This window comes from Cytobacillus sp. EB106-05-05-XG126, assembly GCF_058791715.1.
Window position 1 is genome coordinate 1 of sequence record NZ_JBYTDU010000008.1, and the last position, 18,300, is coordinate 18,300.

At 43.1% G+C, this 18,300-nt stretch carries 14 protein-coding genes; 6 read left to right on the forward strand and 8 right to left on the reverse strand.

Translation table 11 applies throughout. The features are described from left to right. Positions 1–345: 345 nt before the first annotated feature. The 8 genes from AC3WTL_RS18875 to dnaA form a co-directional block, all read right to left on the reverse strand. Positions 346–1,416, reverse strand: coding sequence for an HD-GYP domain-containing protein (locus AC3WTL_RS18875; protein WP_492369875.1), 1,071 nt, complete (start codon positions 1,414–1,416; stop codon positions 346–348). A 96-nt stretch (positions 1,417–1,512) separates the two neighbouring features. Next, complete coding sequence (gyrA, locus tag AC3WTL_RS18880) at positions 1,513–4,038, reverse strand: DNA gyrase subunit A (protein WP_048010195.1); 2,526 nt, start codon at positions 4,036–4,038, stop codon at positions 1,513–1,515. A gap of 187 nt (positions 4,039–4,225) precedes the next feature. After that, positions 4,226–6,148, reverse strand: coding sequence for a DNA topoisomerase (ATP-hydrolyzing) subunit B (gene gyrB / locus AC3WTL_RS18885; protein ID WP_197248919.1), 1,923 nt, complete (start codon positions 6,146–6,148; stop codon positions 4,226–4,228). Positions 6,149–6,267: 119 nt separating this feature from the next. After that, positions 6,268–6,516: an extracellular matrix regulator RemB gene (gene remB / locus AC3WTL_RS18890; protein ID WP_048010197.1), complete on the reverse strand. Its 249-nt coding sequence runs from the start codon at positions 6,514–6,516 to the stop codon at positions 6,268–6,270. A gap of 9 nt (positions 6,517–6,525) precedes the next feature. After that, complete coding sequence (gene recF / locus AC3WTL_RS18895) at positions 6,526–7,644, reverse strand: DNA replication/repair protein RecF (RefSeq protein WP_048010198.1); 1,119 nt, start codon at positions 7,642–7,644, stop codon at positions 6,526–6,528. Positions 7,645–7,685: 41 nt separating this feature from the next. After that, positions 7,686–7,913, reverse strand: a complete 228-nt coding sequence (yaaA, locus tag AC3WTL_RS18900; RefSeq protein ID WP_396021376.1) for a S4 domain-containing protein YaaA — start codon at positions 7,911–7,913, stop codon at positions 7,686–7,688. Positions 7,914–8,447: 534 nt separating this feature from the next. After that, positions 8,448–9,584: a DNA polymerase III subunit beta gene (gene dnaN, locus AC3WTL_RS18905; RefSeq protein WP_048010199.1), complete on the reverse strand. Its 1,137-nt coding sequence runs from the start codon at positions 9,582–9,584 to the stop codon at positions 8,448–8,450. A gap of 176 nt (positions 9,585–9,760) precedes the next feature. Beyond that, positions 9,761–11,107, reverse strand: coding sequence for a chromosomal replication initiator protein DnaA (gene dnaA / locus AC3WTL_RS18910; protein WP_197248921.1), 1,347 nt, complete (start codon positions 11,105–11,107; stop codon positions 9,761–9,763). 1,109 nt (positions 11,108–12,216) lie between these two features. Here dnaA and rpmH point away from each other — a divergent pair. The 6 genes from rpmH to mnmG all read left to right on the forward strand — a co-directional run bounded on the left by rpmH (position 12,217) and on the right by mnmG (position 18,298). Then, positions 12,217–12,351 (forward strand): 50S ribosomal protein L34, encoded by a 135-nt coding sequence (gene rpmH / locus AC3WTL_RS18915; RefSeq protein ID WP_019382473.1) that lies wholly within the window; start codon positions 12,217–12,219, stop codon positions 12,349–12,351. 139 nt (positions 12,352–12,490) lie between these two features. Further along, the gene (gene rnpA, locus AC3WTL_RS18920) at positions 12,491–12,856 is read left to right on the forward strand and encodes a ribonuclease P protein component (RefSeq protein WP_048010274.1); all 366 of its coding nucleotides are present in this window, start codon (positions 12,491–12,493) and stop codon (positions 12,854–12,856) included. Positions 12,857–12,997: 141 nt separating this feature from the next. Further along, positions 12,998–13,783 carry a YidC family membrane integrase SpoIIIJ gene (spoIIIJ, locus tag AC3WTL_RS18925; protein WP_048010201.1) on the forward strand — a complete coding sequence of 262 codons (786 nt, stop codon included), beginning with the start codon at positions 12,998–13,000 and terminating at the stop codon, positions 13,781–13,783. Next, positions 13,780–14,406 (forward strand): RNA-binding cell elongation regulator Jag/EloR, encoded by a 627-nt coding sequence (jag, locus tag AC3WTL_RS18930; protein ID WP_163140306.1) that lies wholly within the window; start codon positions 13,780–13,782, stop codon positions 14,404–14,406. Before spoIIIJ ends, jag begins: the two co-directional genes overlap by 4 nt. A gap of 490 nt (positions 14,407–14,896) precedes the next feature. Continuing rightward, positions 14,897–16,282, forward strand: coding sequence for a tRNA uridine-5-carboxymethylaminomethyl(34) synthesis GTPase MnmE (gene mnmE / locus AC3WTL_RS18935; protein WP_048010275.1), 1,386 nt, complete (start codon positions 14,897–14,899; stop codon positions 16,280–16,282). A gap of 126 nt (positions 16,283–16,408) precedes the next feature. After that, entirely contained in the window at positions 16,409–18,298 is a 1,890-nt protein-coding gene (gene mnmG, locus AC3WTL_RS18940; RefSeq protein ID WP_252220510.1) for a tRNA uridine-5-carboxymethylaminomethyl(34) synthesis enzyme MnmG, read from the forward strand. Positions 18,299–18,300 lie beyond the last annotated feature (2 nt).

An 18,300-nucleotide genomic window follows, 5' to 3' on the forward strand; every position in this document is an offset into this window, starting at 1 on the left:
AGGCACGCCGCCAGCGTTCGTCCTGAGCCAGGATCAAACTCTCCATATAAGAGTTGATTAAGCTCGTTTGTCTTTTCGAAAAAGACTAATGATTTAAACGTTGACGTATTGTTCGTTCAGTTTTCAAAGATCAATCCGCCGCTTTAGGCGACTTAATTAATATATCATTTCTGATAATCAATGTCAACAAGTTTTTTTCTCATCAATTTGATGTTGTTGTTTCTCTCTTGCTGACTTGAATTAGTATACCAGCTCTTCTCTATTAAATGCAAGTACTTTTTAATAGAAACTTAATCTTTTTTTAAAAGTGAAGGAATTAAATAAAAAAATGACCGCGGGATGCCGTCATTTTAATATCTCATCAATAAATATCTGGCGGTTTTTCTCTAAATGAATAATATCGCCGGTTTCTAAGAGTTTCACAAGTGGTCTCGTGGGTGATTTATCTTCTATAAAAAGGATTTCTGCAATCTGGCCGTCAGAGAGTTTCACCAGGCTGCCAATGGAAAAAGTCATGATGCCGGAGCCCAGCGCCTGGATGGATGGAATATCAAATTTGCCGAAGCTGTCCTGTATCAGCATTTCAAGCACTTTGAACGGGGATTGTTTCCTTCTGTAGAGCCTTTGGGAAGTCATGGCATGAAATGCATCTGCAGCAGCGATGATTCGTCCAGCCTGATTAATTTTGCTGCTTTGTTCTCCAAACGGATAACCACTGCCGTCCAAACGCTCATGATGCTGAATAATGCCGATCTTAGTGCTTTCTCTTAACAAAGAGATATTTTGAACCATTTTAAAACTGAGGGTCGAATGCTTTTTAATTTCTTCAAACTCCTCGGAGTTTAATGTAATGCTTTTGTGCAGAATGGACGGGTTTATTTTAGCCATGCCAGCATCAGCCAGGCACCCTCCCAGGGCAAGCTGCACAACTTCTCCCTTGTTTAAATTCAGTTTTTTTCCTATAAATGCGCTGATCATTCCCACTGCTACTGAATGCTGGTATAAATAATCTTCATTTGTAGAAAGATGATGAAGCGAAAAGATAATGGAAGGATTTTTCTCCATTTTTTCAATCAGCGGAATCATAATGTTTCTTATTTTGGCGATATCCACCGGAAGGCCTGATTGCCAGGATGTGAATTCCCTTTTGAAATGTTGAACGCCTTTTAGAAATGTACTAATATAATTTGATTCCACTTCCTCTTCGGCTTCATCCATGTTCCCGGCAGAAGTCATTGACTTCCCGCTGACCATGGTAGTTTCAACTTCTGCTTCCTCAATCAGAAATATTTTCATAATATCCAGCAATTCCTTCGTCAGCACTGTTTTTTGGCTGATAATAGGGCGATTCGTCAAACTGAAAACATCTTCGGATAAAATACAGCCTTCTCTTAATTCCTGTATGGGTACACGCACTGTTTCCACACTCCAAATATGAGTCTTTTTTACTATTTTACTTTATTTGGACAAAAAAAAGGAACACAAATCTGTGTCCCTCAAAATTTATTGCAGTTATTCTTCGCTATTATCGCCAGTTACTTCTTCTTCTGGAAGTGAATCGGCATCTTCAAGAGGCTTTGTTAATTCTTCGTCATCTTTTTCCTCTTCTTTTTCAACTCTGGCTACAGTCGATACCGCTTCGCCTGCCTCTTCATTTATGCGGATGAGTCTGACACCCTGCGTGTTTCTTCCCATGGTGGAAATATCACTGACTGCCATACGGATTAGTACGCCGCCTGTTGTAATAAGCATAACGTCTTCTTCCCCTGTGACAGCTTTCATGGAAACAAGGCTTCCGTTCTTATCCGTGATGTTGCAGGTCTTGATTCCTTTACCGCCTCTGCCCTGAACACGATATTCTTCGGCTGGAGTACGTTTTCCATAGCCGTTTTTGGTTACAATCAGAACTTGGCTGTCATCCTCAAGAACTTCCATGCCAACGACTTCATCACCACTGCTTAAGTTAATTCCCTTAACACCAGTTGCCGTTCTTCCCATCGAACGAACATCTTCTTCAGGGAATCGGATCAGCATGCCATGGCTGGTTCCAATAATGATCTCCTTGCTGCCATCTGTCAGACGCACTGAAATTAATTCATCATCTTCACGCAGATTTAAAGCAATTAAGCCATTATTGCGGATATTGGCAAAGGATGATAATGGTGAACGCTTGGAAATCCCCTGTTTAGTGGTAAAGAACAGGAACCAATCATCGGCAAATTCTTCAACAGGAATTATCGCATTTACCCATTCATCTTTGTCCACTCCAAGAAGGTTAATGATTGGAATCCCCTTCGCTGTACGGTTGAATTCAGGTATTTCATATCCTTTAGCGCGATAAACCTTTCCTTTGTTCGTAAAGAAAAGAATTGTATCGTGTGTGGATGTGGTAATGAGGTGTTCCACAAAATCATCCTCATTTGTTCCCATTCCCTGGATTCCCCGCCCTCCGCGTTTTTGGGCGCGGTAAGTCGAGACTGGGAGACGCTTGATGTATCCCTTATGAGTTAGTGTCAGAACAATATTCTCGCGTGGGATCAGGTCTTCGTCTTCAATATTTTCGATACCGCCTGCGACTATTTCAGTCCGGCGTTTATCGTTGAATCTTTCCTTGATCTCCGTTAATTCTTCACGGATAATTTCCAGTACTTTTTCTTCGTCAGCCAAAATAGCTTTTAATTCCGCTATAAGGGCTACAAGGTTTGCATATTCTTCTTCAATCTTTTCACGCTCCAAGCCTGTCAGACGCTGCAGACGCATGTCCAGGATAGCCTGAGCCTGTTTTTCGGAAAGATTGAATTTGGTCATTAAGCCTTCTCGTGCAATATCAGTTGTCTGTGAGCTGCGGATCAGACTAATAACCTCATCAAGATGATCAAGGGCGATCCTTAAGCCTTCTAAAATATGTGCGCGGGCTTCTGCTTTTCTTAATTCAAACTGTGTCCTCCGGCGTATAACAACCTTTTGATGTTCTAAATAATACTCAAGACACTGCTTTAAATTCAGAACCTTAGGCTGTCCATCCACCAATGCCAGAAGATTAATTCCAAAGCTTGTCTGGAGGGCAGTTTGTTTATAGAGATTATTTAATAATACACTTGCATTTGCGTCTCTTCTGACTTCAATGACAATTCGCATTCCATTACGGTCAGATTCATCACGCAGGTCGGTAATACCATCAATTTTCTTATCTCTGACAAGTTCCGCAATTTTTTCAATCAGCTTTGCTTTGTTAACCTGATATGGAATTTCATGTACGAGAATGGTCTCTTTGCCATTAGCTTTTTCTTCAATCTCTACTTTAGCGCGCAAAGTAATTGAACCGCGGCCGGTTTCATAGGCTTTGCGGATTCCGGTTCTTCCTAAAATCATTCCGGCAGTCGGAAAGTCCGGACCAGGGATAATATCCATTAGTTCCGGAATAGTCATTTCAGGGTCTTTGCTTATCGCTAGAACCCCATCAATTACTTCACCAAGCTGGTGGGGAGGAATATTAGTGGCCATCCCGACAGCGATTCCTGACGTTCCATTGACCAGCAAATTAGGGAAACGGGCAGGCAATACAACCGGCTCCTTTTCTTCCCCATCATAGTTATCCTGATAATCAATGGTGTCTTTATTGATATCCCGTAAAAGCTCCATTGATATTTTGGACATACGTGCTTCTGTATAACGCATGGCAGCTGCAGAGTCGCCATCCACTGAACCGAAGTTTCCGTGTCCATCAACCAGCATGTATCGATAGTTAAAGTCCTGTGCCATACGCACCATTGTTTCATAAACAGCAGAGTCACCATGCGGATGATACTTACCAATTACATCTCCGACGATACGTGCTGATTTTTTATAAGGCTTATCTGAATGCATGCCGAGATCGTGCATCGCATATAGAATGCGGCGATGCACCGGCTTTAAGCCATCACGCACATCCGGAAGGGCACGTGAAACAATTACACTCATGGCATAGTCCAGGAATGATGAACGCATTTCCTGGCTAATGTTAATTTCTTTTATTTGGGACCTTGGCGTATCAGCCATTTAAAGAACCTCCCTTTTTAAGGGACCTGGAGTTTACCCATAGTCTCTTAATTTGTAAAACATTTATTAAAATATAGTCCGTTGATCTCCGCTCCAATTAACTCAGCAAATAAGATACGAAAAGCAACAAACCCTGTGAAAACCGTTTTTATGTAAAAGCAGGATAGTAAACTATCCTGTCTTTTGATCATATATCTAAGTTTTTAACATATTGGGCGTTTTCTTCAATAAAGTTTCGTCGTGGTTCCACTTTATCGCCCATTAATATTTCAAACGTTTCATCTGCTTCAATGGCATCTTCAAGGCTCACCTGCAGCAGTGTTCGTGTTTCGGGATTCATCGTTGTCTCCCACAGCTGGCCTGGATTCATCTCACCCAGACCCTTATAGCGCTGAACATTCGGCTTAGGCTGGCTGGACATGGTGCTCATTACTTCTTCAAGCTGGCGTTCATTATAGGCATATTCAATCTTCTTGCCCTGCTGTATTTTATAAAGCGGCGGCTGCGCAATGTAAATATAGCCCGCTTCTAAAATTTGTCTCATATAACGGTAGAAGAAGGTTAATAATAATGTTCGAATATGAGCTCCATCCACATCGGCATCGGTCATGATCACAATCTTATGATATCTGGCTTTTGCAATATCAAAATCTTCGCCAATTCCTGTACCGGCTGCAGTAATCATAGCCCGCACTTCATTGTTGGAAAGAATTCGATCCAGACGGGCTTTTTCAACGTTAAGGATTTTCCCTCTTAACGGCAGGATTGCCTGGAAGTGACGGTCGCGCCCCTGTTTGGCTGAGCCGCCGGCAGAGTCACCCTCAACGATGTAAAGTTCTGATATGGAGGCATCTTTAGATGAGCAGTCGGCCAGTTTCCCCGGAAGACTTGATACTTCCAAAGCACTCTTTCTTCTTGTCAGTTCACGGGCTTTCTTAGCTGCCAGTCTGGCACGTGCAGCCATTAATCCCTTTTCGACAATTTTCTTGGCTACCGACGGATTTTCCAGCAGGAACTTCTCAAGAGCTTCAGCAAAAATCGTATCAGTTGCAGTACGCACCTCTGAATTGCCAAGCTTCGTTTTAGTCTGTCCTTCAAACTGCGGGTCTGGATGCTTAACAGATACAATCGCCGTTAAACCTTCACGAACGTCTTCCCCAGAAAGGTTAGCATCACTATCTTTGAATAAGCCGCTTTTTCGGGCGTAATCATTAATGACTCTTGTTAGAGCAGTTTTAAATCCTGATTCATGTGTTCCGCCTTCATACGTATTAATGTTATTGGCAAAAGAATAAATATTGCTTGTGTAGCCATCATTATACTGAATGGAGACTTCAACTGTAATGCCTTCACGTTCTCCCTCAATATAGATTGGTTCTTCATGGAGAACTTCTTTCGTTCTATTCAAATGTTCAACGTACGATTTAATGCCGCCCTCGTACATATATTCATTTTTCTTATTTTCCTCACGTTTATCTTCAATCGTGATGGTTAATCCTCTATTCAGGAAAGCCAGCTCACGAATGCGGTTTGCAAGTGTTTCATAATCATATTCAAGCGTTTCAGTGAAGATTTCACCGTCCGGCTTAAAGTGGATGGTAGTTCCTGTGTGATCGGTTTCCCCAATCACTTCAAGATCAGCACTTGGAACACCGCGCTCAAATTTCTGATAATGTTTCTTGCCGTCACGATGAACAAATACTTCCAGTTCAGTTGATAGCGCATTAACTACAGAAGCACCAACACCATGCAGACCTCCGGAAACCTTGTATCCGCCGCCTCCGAACTTACCGCCTGCATGAAGAACCGTCATAATGACTTCGACTGCCGGGCGCCCCATTTTTTCATGGATTCCGACTGGTATACCACGTCCGTTATCCACTACCGTTATACTATTATCCTTTTCGATAATCACATTGATTTCAGAACAATAGCCTGCCAGTGCTTCATCTATACTATTATCGACTATTTCCCAAACAAGATGGTGAAGCCCTTTGGCACTTGTTGAACCGATATACATTCCCGGACGCTTCCGAACCGCTTCCAGACCTTCCAGTACCTGTATCTGATTCTCATCATAGGATTGTTCCTGCACTGCCTTTTGCTCCATTGCCACATCGGTCACCTGCACTTTCTATTTCACTAATCTATAAAAAAGCCTGGCATTTGGATGAGCCAAACTATAATTTTCACTGACTTGCCTCTTTCCGTAATGGATCCGGCCTGTCTTTAAAATTCATGAACACTTAGTTTATGGGATCGTTTTTTTAACGTGCCTGAGGATAGCGGAGAAAAATAGATCTTTTCTGTTGTGACGACCACAGATTTATAGGAACCCTTCGCAAGGTTCACAACTGATTCCTCCTGGCTCTCCTTATGCTCTTTTGCATACTCGGAAGCAAGGACTGTTTCTTTATCAATAATAGCGACAATATCCCTTGCCCGGACCAGCACATCTTCACCTATATGGATGTACATGCGATCACCTCACTGAATCTTCTTGATTCTCCCTGATTCCACATTGAACGCTGCTGCTTCTTTAAGTGTCTGATGGTCTATCCCATCAACGCTTGTAGTAGTGACAAACGTCTGTACTTTTCCTTGAATGGTATTCAATAAATGGGACTGGCGATAATCGTCCAATTCCGAGAGGACGTCATCCAGCAGCAGAATAGGATATTCCCCAATCTCAGAATGGATCAGTTCGATTTCAGCAAGCTTGACCGATAGAGCCGTCGTTCTTTGCTGGCCCTGTGAACCGAATGTCTGCACATCGCGCCCATTCACATGAAAAATCAGATCATCGCGATGCGGTCCAAACATAGTGACGCCGCGGTCTATTTCCCTGTTTTTCACTTTTTCGAATTTATCCTGATATACTTTAACCATTTTCGACAAATCTTGTTCTTCTGATACCTCAGCAGAAGGCTTGTACTCAATTTTCAAGGTCTCAAGCCCTCTGGAAATTCCTTCATGGATCGGCTGTGCCCAATTCTCGAGGAGTCTGAGGAACTCATAGCGCTTTGAAACAATCTTTGCAGCCATTTCAATGAATTGCTCTGTTAAAATCTCAAGCATGGTATGGTCGGTCTGCTTTTTGATCTGGAGCATTTTCAGATAGTGGTTGCGCTGCTGGAGGATTTTCTGATACTGGCTGATATCATGCAAATAGACAGGTGAAACCTGCCCAATCTCCATATCAATAAAACGACGCCTTACTTGAGGGCTCCCTTTCACTAGATGGAGATCTTCAGGCGCGAACATCACAACATTCATATTGCCGACATACTGGCTCAATTTCTGCTGCTCTATATGATTGCATTTGGCTTTTTTGCCTTTTTTGCTGATGACTAATTGCATGGGCAGGGATCCTTGCCTTTTTTGGACCCTTCCCTCTATTTTAGCATATTCCTGATCCCAGCGAATAAGATCTTTGTCATTTGATGTCCGATGGGACTTTGCCATTGCCAGCACATAGATTGATTCCATGACATTTGTCTTTCCCTGGGCATTCTCTCCCAAAATTACATTCACTTTATTTTCGAAATTGACTTCAAGCTCTTCGTAATTCCGGTAATTCTTTAACAGCAACTGCTCTATATGCATAGACGCTACATCCTTTAAAATATTAACGCTAAAAACGGCGTTTAGATGATCGTAAATTCACCGACATCCGGAATTTCGATTTTATCCCCGGTTCTTAGCTTTCTTCCCCGTCTTTGATCCTGCTCGCCGTTGACGAAGACTTCGTATTCACTCAGAAACCATTTGGCCATTCCGCCTGTTTGAATCACATCAGCGGCTTTTAAAAATTGGCCCAGCGTAATATATTCTGTATCAATTTGAATTTCCGTCATATTTTCACTCTTTCCCATTGTCCGACTTCCAGTGCTGCAGTTTTTTCTGCACTTTGGCAAAACAATTTCAGAATGGTATCTAATATTCTATTTTACTAAATAAATCTCAGATACACAAAGAAAAGTCGACTGCAGCCCGTTATTTTCATTATTCCCCTGGTGTTGGCCAATATTCTGGCGGCTTTTAAGCTAATGCAAAGAGTTTTTTCGCTTATAACCTTGTCCGTTGATTTCCGCTCCAGGATGCTCGCTTTCCGCGGGGCGTGCGCTGAGCCTCCTCGACGCTATGCGTCTGCGGGGTCTCACCTGTCCCGCTACTCCCGCAGGACTTTGAATAAGCTTCCTTGAGCAAACACCGCACGAAGAAAATGCGAATGCATTTTCAAGGATCTCGCACCTTCCGCTACAATCAACTCAGTAAATTTAATACAAATAGCAACAAACTTCGCCTAAACAGCCTATTCTTTTAAAAGCTTTTTCTCGTTAAACCTCGCCACCCTCGTTCATCTGTAATAAAAAAAGTAAGCCGCCGGCACAACCGGCAGCTTTTTCTTAATAAGTTCGAACTGGCAGAATCAATTGGAGTATTGATTCATCGTTTAACGGTTTAATGATGAATGGTCTCATGGCGCCGGTGAAGCTGATGGTAATTTCAGAGCCTTCCAGTGCTTTTAGGGCATCCATCATGAATTTCGCGCTGAAGGAGATTTTTAATTCTTCGCCTTCTACGGATTTGCTCTGCACTTCTTCGACTACTTTTCCGACTTCAGGAGTGTTGGATGAAATTTCGATAACTCCGCCATCGATTGTAGAAAGCTTGACCACATTGTTACGTCCTTCTTTCGCAAGTAAAGAGGCACGGTCAATAGCCTGCAGGAATTCTTTAGTATTGACGACCACATCAGTTTTGCTGTCTGAAGGGATCAGTCTGGATGTATCAGGATAATTTCCCTCAAGCAGCCTTGAGAAGAACAGCAGATGCTCGGCTTTAAAGAGAACCTGGTTTTCAGTAATAACGATATCAATTAAATCATTGTTGTCATCAAGAATTTTGCTTAATTCACTTAAGCTTTTTCCTGGAATAACCACATTGTAGGTTTCGCTGGCCGTTGTTTCGATCTGCGCTTTTCGTAAAGCTAATCTGTGGCTATCTGTTGCAATACAGGTTAATGTGCCGTTTTCCACCTTCCAGTTTACACCTGTCAAGATAGGACGTGTTTCTGAGGTGGACACTGCGAAAACGGTTTGACGAACCATTGCTTTTAGCAGGTCCGTAGGAATCTTAAACATTTTTTCTTCTTCAATTTGAGGCAGGTGCGGATATTCCTCAGCATCCAGGCCATTAAGATTGAATTCAGATTTACCTGAGCGGATGACTGTCTGCAAATGGTTCTCCACGCTTATCTCCACACTGTCAGTCGGAAGCTTTTTAACGATTTCACTGAAGAACTTCGCTTGGAGCACGATGGCACCAGGCTGTTTGATCTCAACAATTTCATTTCCGTCTTCTTCTTTAGGAATAAAAGATTCAATGGAAATATCAGAGTCGCTTCCCGTTAATGTAACTCCTTCTTCAGAAGCAACGATTTTAATCCCCGTTAAGATGGGAATAGTCGTTCTGCTTGTTACAGCTTTCATAACATCCTGGACGCTTTGGACCAACTGGTCGCGCTGGATTATAAATCTCATTTTTTAAATCCTCCAAGCATATTTTAATGGCGTATTGAATATATATATTTTTTATAAAAAAATAGTAGAAGTACTAGTAGGGCCTGTTAGTATGTGGATAACTGCATTTTTTGAAAGGAAACACAGCCTATCCACATGTGGACAGACTGTGTGTAAGTCAGGTCAAGTTATACACATTATACCTTGAGCAATTCATTGATTTCTTTCAGCTGCTTTTCAAATTGTGAATCAGATTGAAGCATCTTTGATATTTTTTCATGGGCATGAATGACGGTCGTATGGTCCCTTCCGCCAAATTCCTCCCCTATTTTAGGCAGAGAAAAATCGGTTAATTCCCGGGACAAGTACATGGCGATCTGACGGGGGAATGCGACAGACTTTGTCCGTTTCTTCGCCTTAAAATCCTCAAGCTTTACATTAAAATGTTCCCCAACCACCCTTTGAATTTCATGGATGGTAATGACCTTTGGCTTGGAGCTTGGAATAATATCCTTTAAAGCTTCTGCTGCAAGGTCGGCATTAATATCTTTATTTATTAAAGAGGAGTATGCTACTACACGAATCAGAGCACCCTCAAGCTCACGGATGTTGGAGTCAATCTGATTGGCAATATAAAGCATAACCTCATTAGGAATATCAAGTCCCTCCGCTTTGGCCTTTTTACGCAGTATGGCAATACGCGTTTCAAGGTCGGGAGGCGTAATATCAGTAATTAGTCCCCATTCAAATCTGGAGCGGAGACGGTCTTCCAGTGTCGGTATTTCTTTTGGAGGACGGTCACTTGAGATAATGATCTGCTTGCTTTCTTCATGCAAGGTATTAAAAGTATGGAAAAATTCCTCCTGCGTCTGTTCTTTTCCAGCCAAAAACTGAATATCATCGATAAGAAGAACATCCACATTTCGATATTTATCGCGGAAATCGCCCGCTTTGTTATCTCGGATCGAGTTAATAAATTCATTCGTAAATTTCTCGGAAGATAAGTATACGACTTTAGCTGATGGATTATGATCTAATACATAATGGCCGATTGCGTGCATAAGGTGAGTTTTTCCGAGTCCAACTCCCCCATAAATAAATAAAGGATTATATGCCTTCGCCGGTGCCTCTGCTACAGCAAGTGAAGCTGCATGGGCGAAGCGGTTTCCGGATCCGATGACAAACGTGTCGAATGTATACTTCGGGTTCAGCATCGTTAAAGGCAGTTCCGGCTGCTCTTCCTCCCGCTTTTTCTTTTTTGGCGGAAGAGGAAGATCGACTTCTTCTTCACTCTGATTTTGCGGAATGATGAATTTCACTCCTAATTCTTCACCGGTAATGTCATAAAGAATTCCGGAGATCAGCTGGGAATAACGCTCTTCAAGCCAGTCACGGGCAAACTCATTCGGGGCCTTAACGACTAAAGTGTCTCCCTGCAGAGAATGCGCCTTTGTCGACTTCAGCCATGTATCAAAACTGGGCTTGCTGATTTTTTTCTCGATATTGGCCAGAGCATTATTCCAAAGATCCGCAATGTTTTCCAAAGATATCCCTCCTTTTCTATCTAAAATTGATATCTAAATTACGTTCAGGCTCAAATGTCTTTCCGTGGACATCTCGGCTTTTTCTTTGTTTCCCGCCACAAAAACGATAGGTTATACACGCTGTATAACCCTGAAGTTTATAAATATACGAAACTGTTTATGTGGAAAATCATATAATAAGGAAGTAAAGTGGAATTTCGACAGTATCCACTGTCTGTGGACAAACTTTTACAAACCCCTTGGATAACCTGTCCACATGTTATCCACAATCTGTGGATAATGAAGATATGCACAATGATTTATTAAGTGTGAAAACACAATTATGATAACAGATAATGCTTTTTACTGCAATGCTTTTTAAACCCTTATCCACAGCATGCCCATCCCTGTTCATAAAAATTGTCCACAGCCTCTGGTTGTGTGCAAAACCTGTCAATATGTGATGTGGATAATAAAAAACTTGTCGAAATTTTATCCACAGCCCTGTTTTTTGGGGAAATCTATTCCGATGGACTTGGAATGTAATTGCCCTTTTTAGCGGCTGGATCATCCCGCGTCCGGGAAAATTTGCAGTCTCCAAGGAAAGCTTTTACAATGGAGAAATGAGAAAAACGTGGAAAAATGAAATTTTAGGATGACATTCAGGCGAAAAGAAGGTAAACTTTCTGAGTGGGTTCTTTCAGATATGCAAAAAGAGAAAGAGCAGCAAAGAATTTTTTTATATTGTCGTACGTTGTTTTTTATATAAATCTCAACTGCTGAGTTGATTGGAGCGGAGGGTACTTGATCCTCGAAAATGCATTCGCATTTTCTTCGTGCGGTGTTGATTCAAGGATGATTATTCAATGTCCTGCCGGGAAGTGAGGGATCGAGAGACCCCGCAGGCGAAGCCGAGGAGGCTCTTGTTACTCCCGCGGAAAGCAAGTGCCCCGTGCTGAAATCAACGGACTAACTTTATAAGAAAAACAATTTATGAAAGAAAGAGCCAAAACGAATATTTTTGCCATTGAAGGCAGATTGACTTATATGCATAGTTGACAATTTTCTAGTTACATCTATATAATTAGAAAGACTGTCTTTAACAGCAATTCCTCAGGGAGGTGTCATATATGAAAAGAACTTATCAACCAAACAAGCGTAAAAGAAGCAAGGTTCATGGTTTCCGCAGCCGCATGAGCTCTCCGAACGGACGTAACGTTCTAGCTCGCCGCCGCCGCAAAGGAAGAAAAGTATTATCTGCTTAGGCCACTGAAACGTCAGTGGTCTTTTTTTCCATGTAAAGATAAATTAATTAAAGTTAGATAACTGTCTAGCTCCAGCGCCAGCCCCCTCAAGATGCAGGGGGTGACCAGGGCGCTTGCGCTTTTCGAAATAGGTGATGACATGAAAAAAGAGTTCCGTGTAAAAAAGAATAAAGAATTTCAAGAGGCCTTTAAAAAGGGAAAGTCATTCGCCAACCGCCAATTTGTCGTTTACATCTTGAGAAAAGAGGAGCAGAACCATTTTCGCATCGGGCTTTCTGTCAGCAAAAAAATTGGCAATGCGGTCATGAGGAACCAGATCAAAAGGTATATCCGCCAGGCATTTTTAGAACTGGAGGAAGAAATAAAGCCGCAATATGATCTGATCGTCATTGCGAGGAAACCGGTGGCAGAAATGGATTTTCATGAAGTGAAAAAGAGTCTGATCCATGTATTGAAGGTTTCGCGGGTTTTGAATAAACCGGGACTTGGAAATACTAAAAACTAATAATCATTATCTATCTTTATTATGAAGCACTTCATTTTAAAAGATGTTAAAATAAGATACATATGAGCGTGTCCCTCTGGCCGGGGGATAAGCAAATGAAATCCATACTATTATCAGGAGCAATTAAGGAGGAAAAAACGGTTGAAGAAACGAATATTCCTACTAATCGGTTTAGTGTTTGTGATGGCCCTTTTATCGGGCTGTACAGAAATCAACCAGCCGATTACGTCTGAAAGCAAAGGCTTTTGGAACGAGTATATTGTCTACCCGCTTTCGCTGTTTATTATTAAGGTAGCGGAATTTGCAGGCGGCAGCTATGGACTATCGATCATTATTGTAACGATCATTATCCGTCTGGTTATCCTGCCATTAATGATTAAACAAACGAGAAGTTCAAAAGCGATGCAGGCGATTCAGCCAGAAATGCAGAAGCTTCGTGAAAAATACAGTTCGAAAGACCAGAAAACCCAGCAGAAGCTGCAGCAGGAAACAATGGCTTTATTCCAAAAGCACGGTGTTAATCCGCTTGCAGGATGTTTCCCGCTAGTGATTCAAATGCCGATCCTGATCGGTTTCTACCATGCGATTACACGTACGCGCGAAATTGCAAACCATAATTTCCTTTGGTTTGACCTTGGTTCTCCGGATCCAATATACTTATTGCCTTTAATTGCAGGTGTGACAACGTTCATTCAGCAGAAAATGATGATGGCCGGCACTCAGCAAACAGGGCAAATGGCTGCACAAATGAAAATGATGCTTTATCTAATGCCGATTATGATCGTTGTTTTTGCCATTAACTTCCCGGCAGCTCTTTCTTTATACTGGGTAGTGGGTAATATCTTCATGATCATTCAAACGTATTTCATTAAAGGTCCGGACCTGAAAGCTGCAGCGGCCGGAAATGCAGGAGGAGCCAAAAAGTGAAACAAATAACTGCTACAGGACAGACCGTCAAGGAAGCAGTAGAGTCAGCTTTAGCTCAATTAAACACAACAGAAGACCGCTTAGAGATTACTATTGTTGATGAAGGTAAAAAAGGCGTTTTCGGGATTTTCGGATCCCGGCCGGCCGTGGTGAAAGCTGTGAAAAAGCCTGATCCGATTGAGGAAGCTGAAAAATTCCTCAAAGATGTCAGTGCAAAAATGGGTGTGCCCATCGAAATTGAAACATTACGTGAGGGAAAAAATGTTCAATTTACCTTATCCGGCGAAAAGATAGCTCTTTTAATCGGAAAAAGAGGGCAAACGCTCAATTCTCTCCAGTATTTGACACAGCTGGTCATCAACCGCTTTGCCGAGCAGTACTTAAATGTGGTGGTCGATGCAGAGGATTACCGGAAAAGACGCCAGGATACCCTGATTCAACTGGCTGAAAGGCTTGCTCAAAAAGCTTTGAAGACGGGAAAAGAAATTGCACTGGAACCTATGCCTTCCTATGAACGCAAAGTGATCCATACTGCTCTCGTAAATAATAAGCGAATCAAAACCTATTCTGATGGCAATGACCCGCACCGCCATATCGTCATTGCACCAGCCAGAACAAAGTAGCAAGAAGAGCGGAAGCGCCTTGTCCACCCCCGACAAGCACAAGACGAGCCTCCCGGAAAGGCGTTCTTTGCCTTTTGGGAGGATTGGCTTGTGACCTCGAGGGGGTAGGCGCTGTAGCTGGACAGTTATCAACGTCCAAAACATAAATTACTCATTACGCAAAATCCCAATCCACTCCGGATTGGGATTTTTTTGTCGTTCTTTGTCAAAGCCCCGCAAATTATTAAATCTCAATTGGTTTTATTGTTATTCACATGTGGATAAGTTAAAATAGAGCATATTAATTATGAGACGTGTGGATAATTTTTTCGCTGGCTGACGGAGAGCGGGATGTTGATAAGTAACGTGCTGAACTGATGGACAAGCCGGCAATGCGGGCTGATATGCTTTTCTAAAAAAAAGCCTTGTGATATTCTATTAATTTGGGGAATCGAAAGCATGATTCATTTTTATATAGATGGAAGTAAGAACAAAAAGAGAGGTGAATGAATTGGAATTTGATACAATCGCTGCGATATCTACGCCAATGGGAGAAGGAGCCATTGCCATTGTCCGCCTGAGCGGGGATCAGGCATTTGACATTGCTGACCTTCTTTTCAGAGGGGTAGGAGGCAAGCGGCTGAAGAATGTGGCGTCCCATACCATTCATTATGGGCATATTGTTGACCCGAAAACTGAACAGATTGCTGAAGAAGTAATGGTTTCAGCCATGAAGGGACCGAAAACCTTTACGAAGGAAGATGTCATCGAAATCAACTGCCATGGCGGACTGGTTTCCGTGAATCGCGTGCTGCAGCTTTTGCTGAATAATGGTGCACGGCTTGCTGAGCCGGGTGAATTTACAAAGCGCGCCTTCTTGAACGGACGGATTGATTTATCACAGGCAGAAGCGGTCATGGATCTGATTCGCGCCAAGACAGACCGGGCTATGAACGTGGCACTTGGCCAGATGGAAGGAAGGCTGTCAAAGCTTATTCAGAAGCTTCGGCAGGAAATTCTGGAGATCCTGGCTCACGTGGAAGTCAATATCGATTATCCCGAATACGATGATGTCGAGGAAATGACCCATCATATGCTGATGGAGAAGGCTTCTTATGTAAAAAAAGAAATCGAAAAGCTCCTTCAAACCTCACAGCAGGGGAAAATACTGCGTGAAGGACTTTCCACGGTCATTGTCGGAAGGCCAAACGTTGGGAAATCTTCCTTATTGAATAGCCTTGTTCACGAAAATAAGGCGATTGTGACTGATATACCGGGCACCACCCGTGATGTTATTGAAGAATATGTGAATGTCAGAGGAGTGCCGCTCCGTCTGGTGGATACAGCCGGCATTCGTGAAACGGAAGATATCGTAGAACGGATCGGTGTCGAAAAATCGAGGCAGGTATTAAAGGAAGCAGATTTAATTTTGCTCGTGCTCAATTACTCGGATGATTTGACGTCTGAGGATGAAAATATATTTAAAGCAGTCGAAGGCATGGATGTCATTGTGATTGTCAATAAAACCGACCTTGATCAAAAGATCGACATGAATCGCGTCCGCGAGCTTTCGAAGCATCATAAACTGGTTACAACCTCTTTATTGGAGGACCAGGGTGTCGACGATCTGGAGGAAGCCATTGCCTCTTTATTCTTTGCAGGCTCCATCGAAGCCGGGGATATGACGTATGTATCCAATACCCGCCATATTGCTCTATTGAATCAGGCGCAAAATGCCATTGATGAAGCGATGCAGGGTGTTGAGATGGGAACGCCTATTGATATTGTGCAGATTGATTTGACAAGAACATGGGAGCTGCTTGGTGAAATTATTGGCGACAGCGTCCATGAAAGCCTGATTGACCAGTTATTCTCTCAGTTCTGTTTAGGAAAATAGATGATTTAAGCAGGCTGTGTCAGCTGACGCAGCGGAAATAGATTTTTTAACTTTTGCAATCGGCCGGTCCAGCCTCTGCTGAGCTTGGGTCTGTGCTTGCCTGATTGCAGCAAAGGAGGCCGCATCATGACATATGAAGCTGGAAGTTATGATGTCATAGTAGTCGGAGCCGGACACGCGGGTGTGGAAGCAGGCCTTGCTTCGGCCCGCCTCGGCGCAAAGACATTAATGATTACAATCAACCTGGATATGGTAGCCTTTATGCCTTGTAACCCTTCAGTCGGGGGACCTGCAAAAGGAATCGTCGTAAGGGAAATCGATGCCCTTGGCGGAGAAATGGGCAAGAATATTGATAAAACGCATATTCAGATGCGTATGCTGAACACAGGAAAAGGCCCAGCCGTACGTGCATTAAGAGCACAGGCCGATAAGTTCACATATCAGCATGAAATGAAAAAAACACTGGAAAATGAACGGAACCTGACGCTTATTCAGGGAATGGTTGAACGTCTGATTGTTGAAGATGGAGAATGCAGGGGCGTTGTCACCCAGACAGGCGCCGTGTATCATTCAAAAGCGGTCGTCATTACGACCGGAACCTTCTTAAGAGGAGAAATAATCCTTGGTGAACTGAAGTACTCAAGCGGGCCTAATAACCAGCAGCCATCCATTAAGCTCTCAGAGCATCTGCAGGAGCTTGGCTTTGACCTGGTCCGTTTTAAAACTGGAACGCCGCCGCGCGTTAACAGCCATACCATTGATTACAGCAAAACGGAAATCCAGCCTGGCGATGATGTGCCAAGAGCTTTTTCTTATGAAACAACCAAGTATATTACAGACCAGCTCCCTTGCTGGCTGACATACACAAATGCTGAAACGCATACCTTAATCGACAATAATCTTCATCGCTCGCCAATGTACTCCGGCATGATAAAAGGAACTGGTCCGCGCTATTGCCCGTCCATTGAAGATAAGGTTGTCCGCTTTAACGATAAGCCGCGCCATCAAATTTTCCTTGAGCCTGAAGGCCGCAATACTCAGGAAGTATATGTGCAGGGGCTTTCAACAAGCTTGCCTGAGGATGTGCAGCAGCAGATTCTCAGAACGATCCCTGGACTTGAAAAGGTGCAGATGATGCGTGCCGGCTATGCGATTGAATATGATTCCATCGTCCCAACGCAATTATGGCCGACACTGGAAACCAAAAAGGTGAAAAATCTCTACACGGCGGGCCAGATCAACGGGACATCAGGCTATGAAGAAGCTGCCGGCCAGGGATTAATGGCAGGCATGAATGCCGGATTGAAATCGCTGGATAAGGAAGAAGTCATTTTAAGCCGTTCAGATGCCTATATTGGCGTCCTGATTGATGACCTTGTAACCAAAGGAACGAATGAGCCTTACCGTCTACTGACTTCAAGAGCGGAATACCGTCTGCTGCTTCGCCATGATAATGCCGACTTGCGTTTAACGGAGCTTGGCCGCAAAGTCGGTCTGATCAGTGAAGAACGCTATGAAAAATTCCAGCTGAAAAAGCAGGCGATAGAAGACGAGAAGGCACGTCTTAAGGGCATCATCATCAAGCCTACTTCTGACGTTCAGGAGCTGATCAAAAGCCAGGGCGGAAGCGAGCTGAAAGACGGCATCCGCGCCTCAGATCTTCTGAAGCGTCCGGAAATGACGTATGAGCATATCGGGCAGCTCGTTCCGGCTGAAACTGCGCTTGATCCGGATGTAACCGAGCAGGTGGAAATCCAGGTTAAGTATGAGGGCTATATTGAGAAGTCCCTTCAGCAGGTAGAGCGTCTGAAGAAAATGGAAAACAAAAAGGTCCCTGAAAACATCGATTATGATGATATTAATGGACTGGCTTCCGAAGCAAGACAAAAGCTGAAGGAAGTAAGGCCGTTATCTCTTGCACAGGCTTCGCGAATTTCCGGAGTTAATCCTGCCGATATCTCCATTTTGCTTGTTTATTTAGAGCAGGGGAGAATTGCACGGGTTTCAGCTGAGTAAAG

Coding starts and splice junctions, on each gene's coding strand:
- gyrA (WP_048010195.1), bottom strand. CDS start 4,038: ATGGCTGATACGCCAAGGTCCCAAATAAAAGAAATTAACATTAGCCAG.
- gyrB (WP_197248919.1), bottom strand. CDS start 6,148: ATGGAGCAAAAGGCAGTGCAGGAACAATCCTATGATGAGAATCAGATA.
- remB (WP_048010197.1), bottom strand. CDS start 6,516: ATGTACATCCATATAGGTGAAGATGTGCTGGTCCGGGCAAGGGATATT.
- recF (WP_048010198.1), bottom strand. CDS start 7,644: ATGCATATAGAGCAGTTGCTGTTAAAGAATTACCGGAATTACGAAGAG.
- yaaA (WP_396021376.1), bottom strand. CDS start 7,913: ATGGGAAAGAGTGAAAATATGACGGAAATTCAAATTGATACAGAATAT.
- dnaN (WP_048010199.1), bottom strand. CDS start 9,584: ATGAGATTTATAATCCAGCGCGACCAGTTGGTCCAAAGCGTCCAGGAT.
- rpmH (WP_019382473.1), top strand. CDS start 12,217: ATGAAAAGAACTTATCAACCAAACAAGCGTAAAAGAAGCAAGGTTCAT.
- rnpA (WP_048010274.1), top strand. CDS start 12,491: ATGAAAAAAGAGTTCCGTGTAAAAAAGAATAAAGAATTTCAAGAGGCC.
- mnmG (WP_252220510.1), top strand. CDS start 16,409: ATGACATATGAAGCTGGAAGTTATGATGTCATAGTAGTCGGAGCCGGA.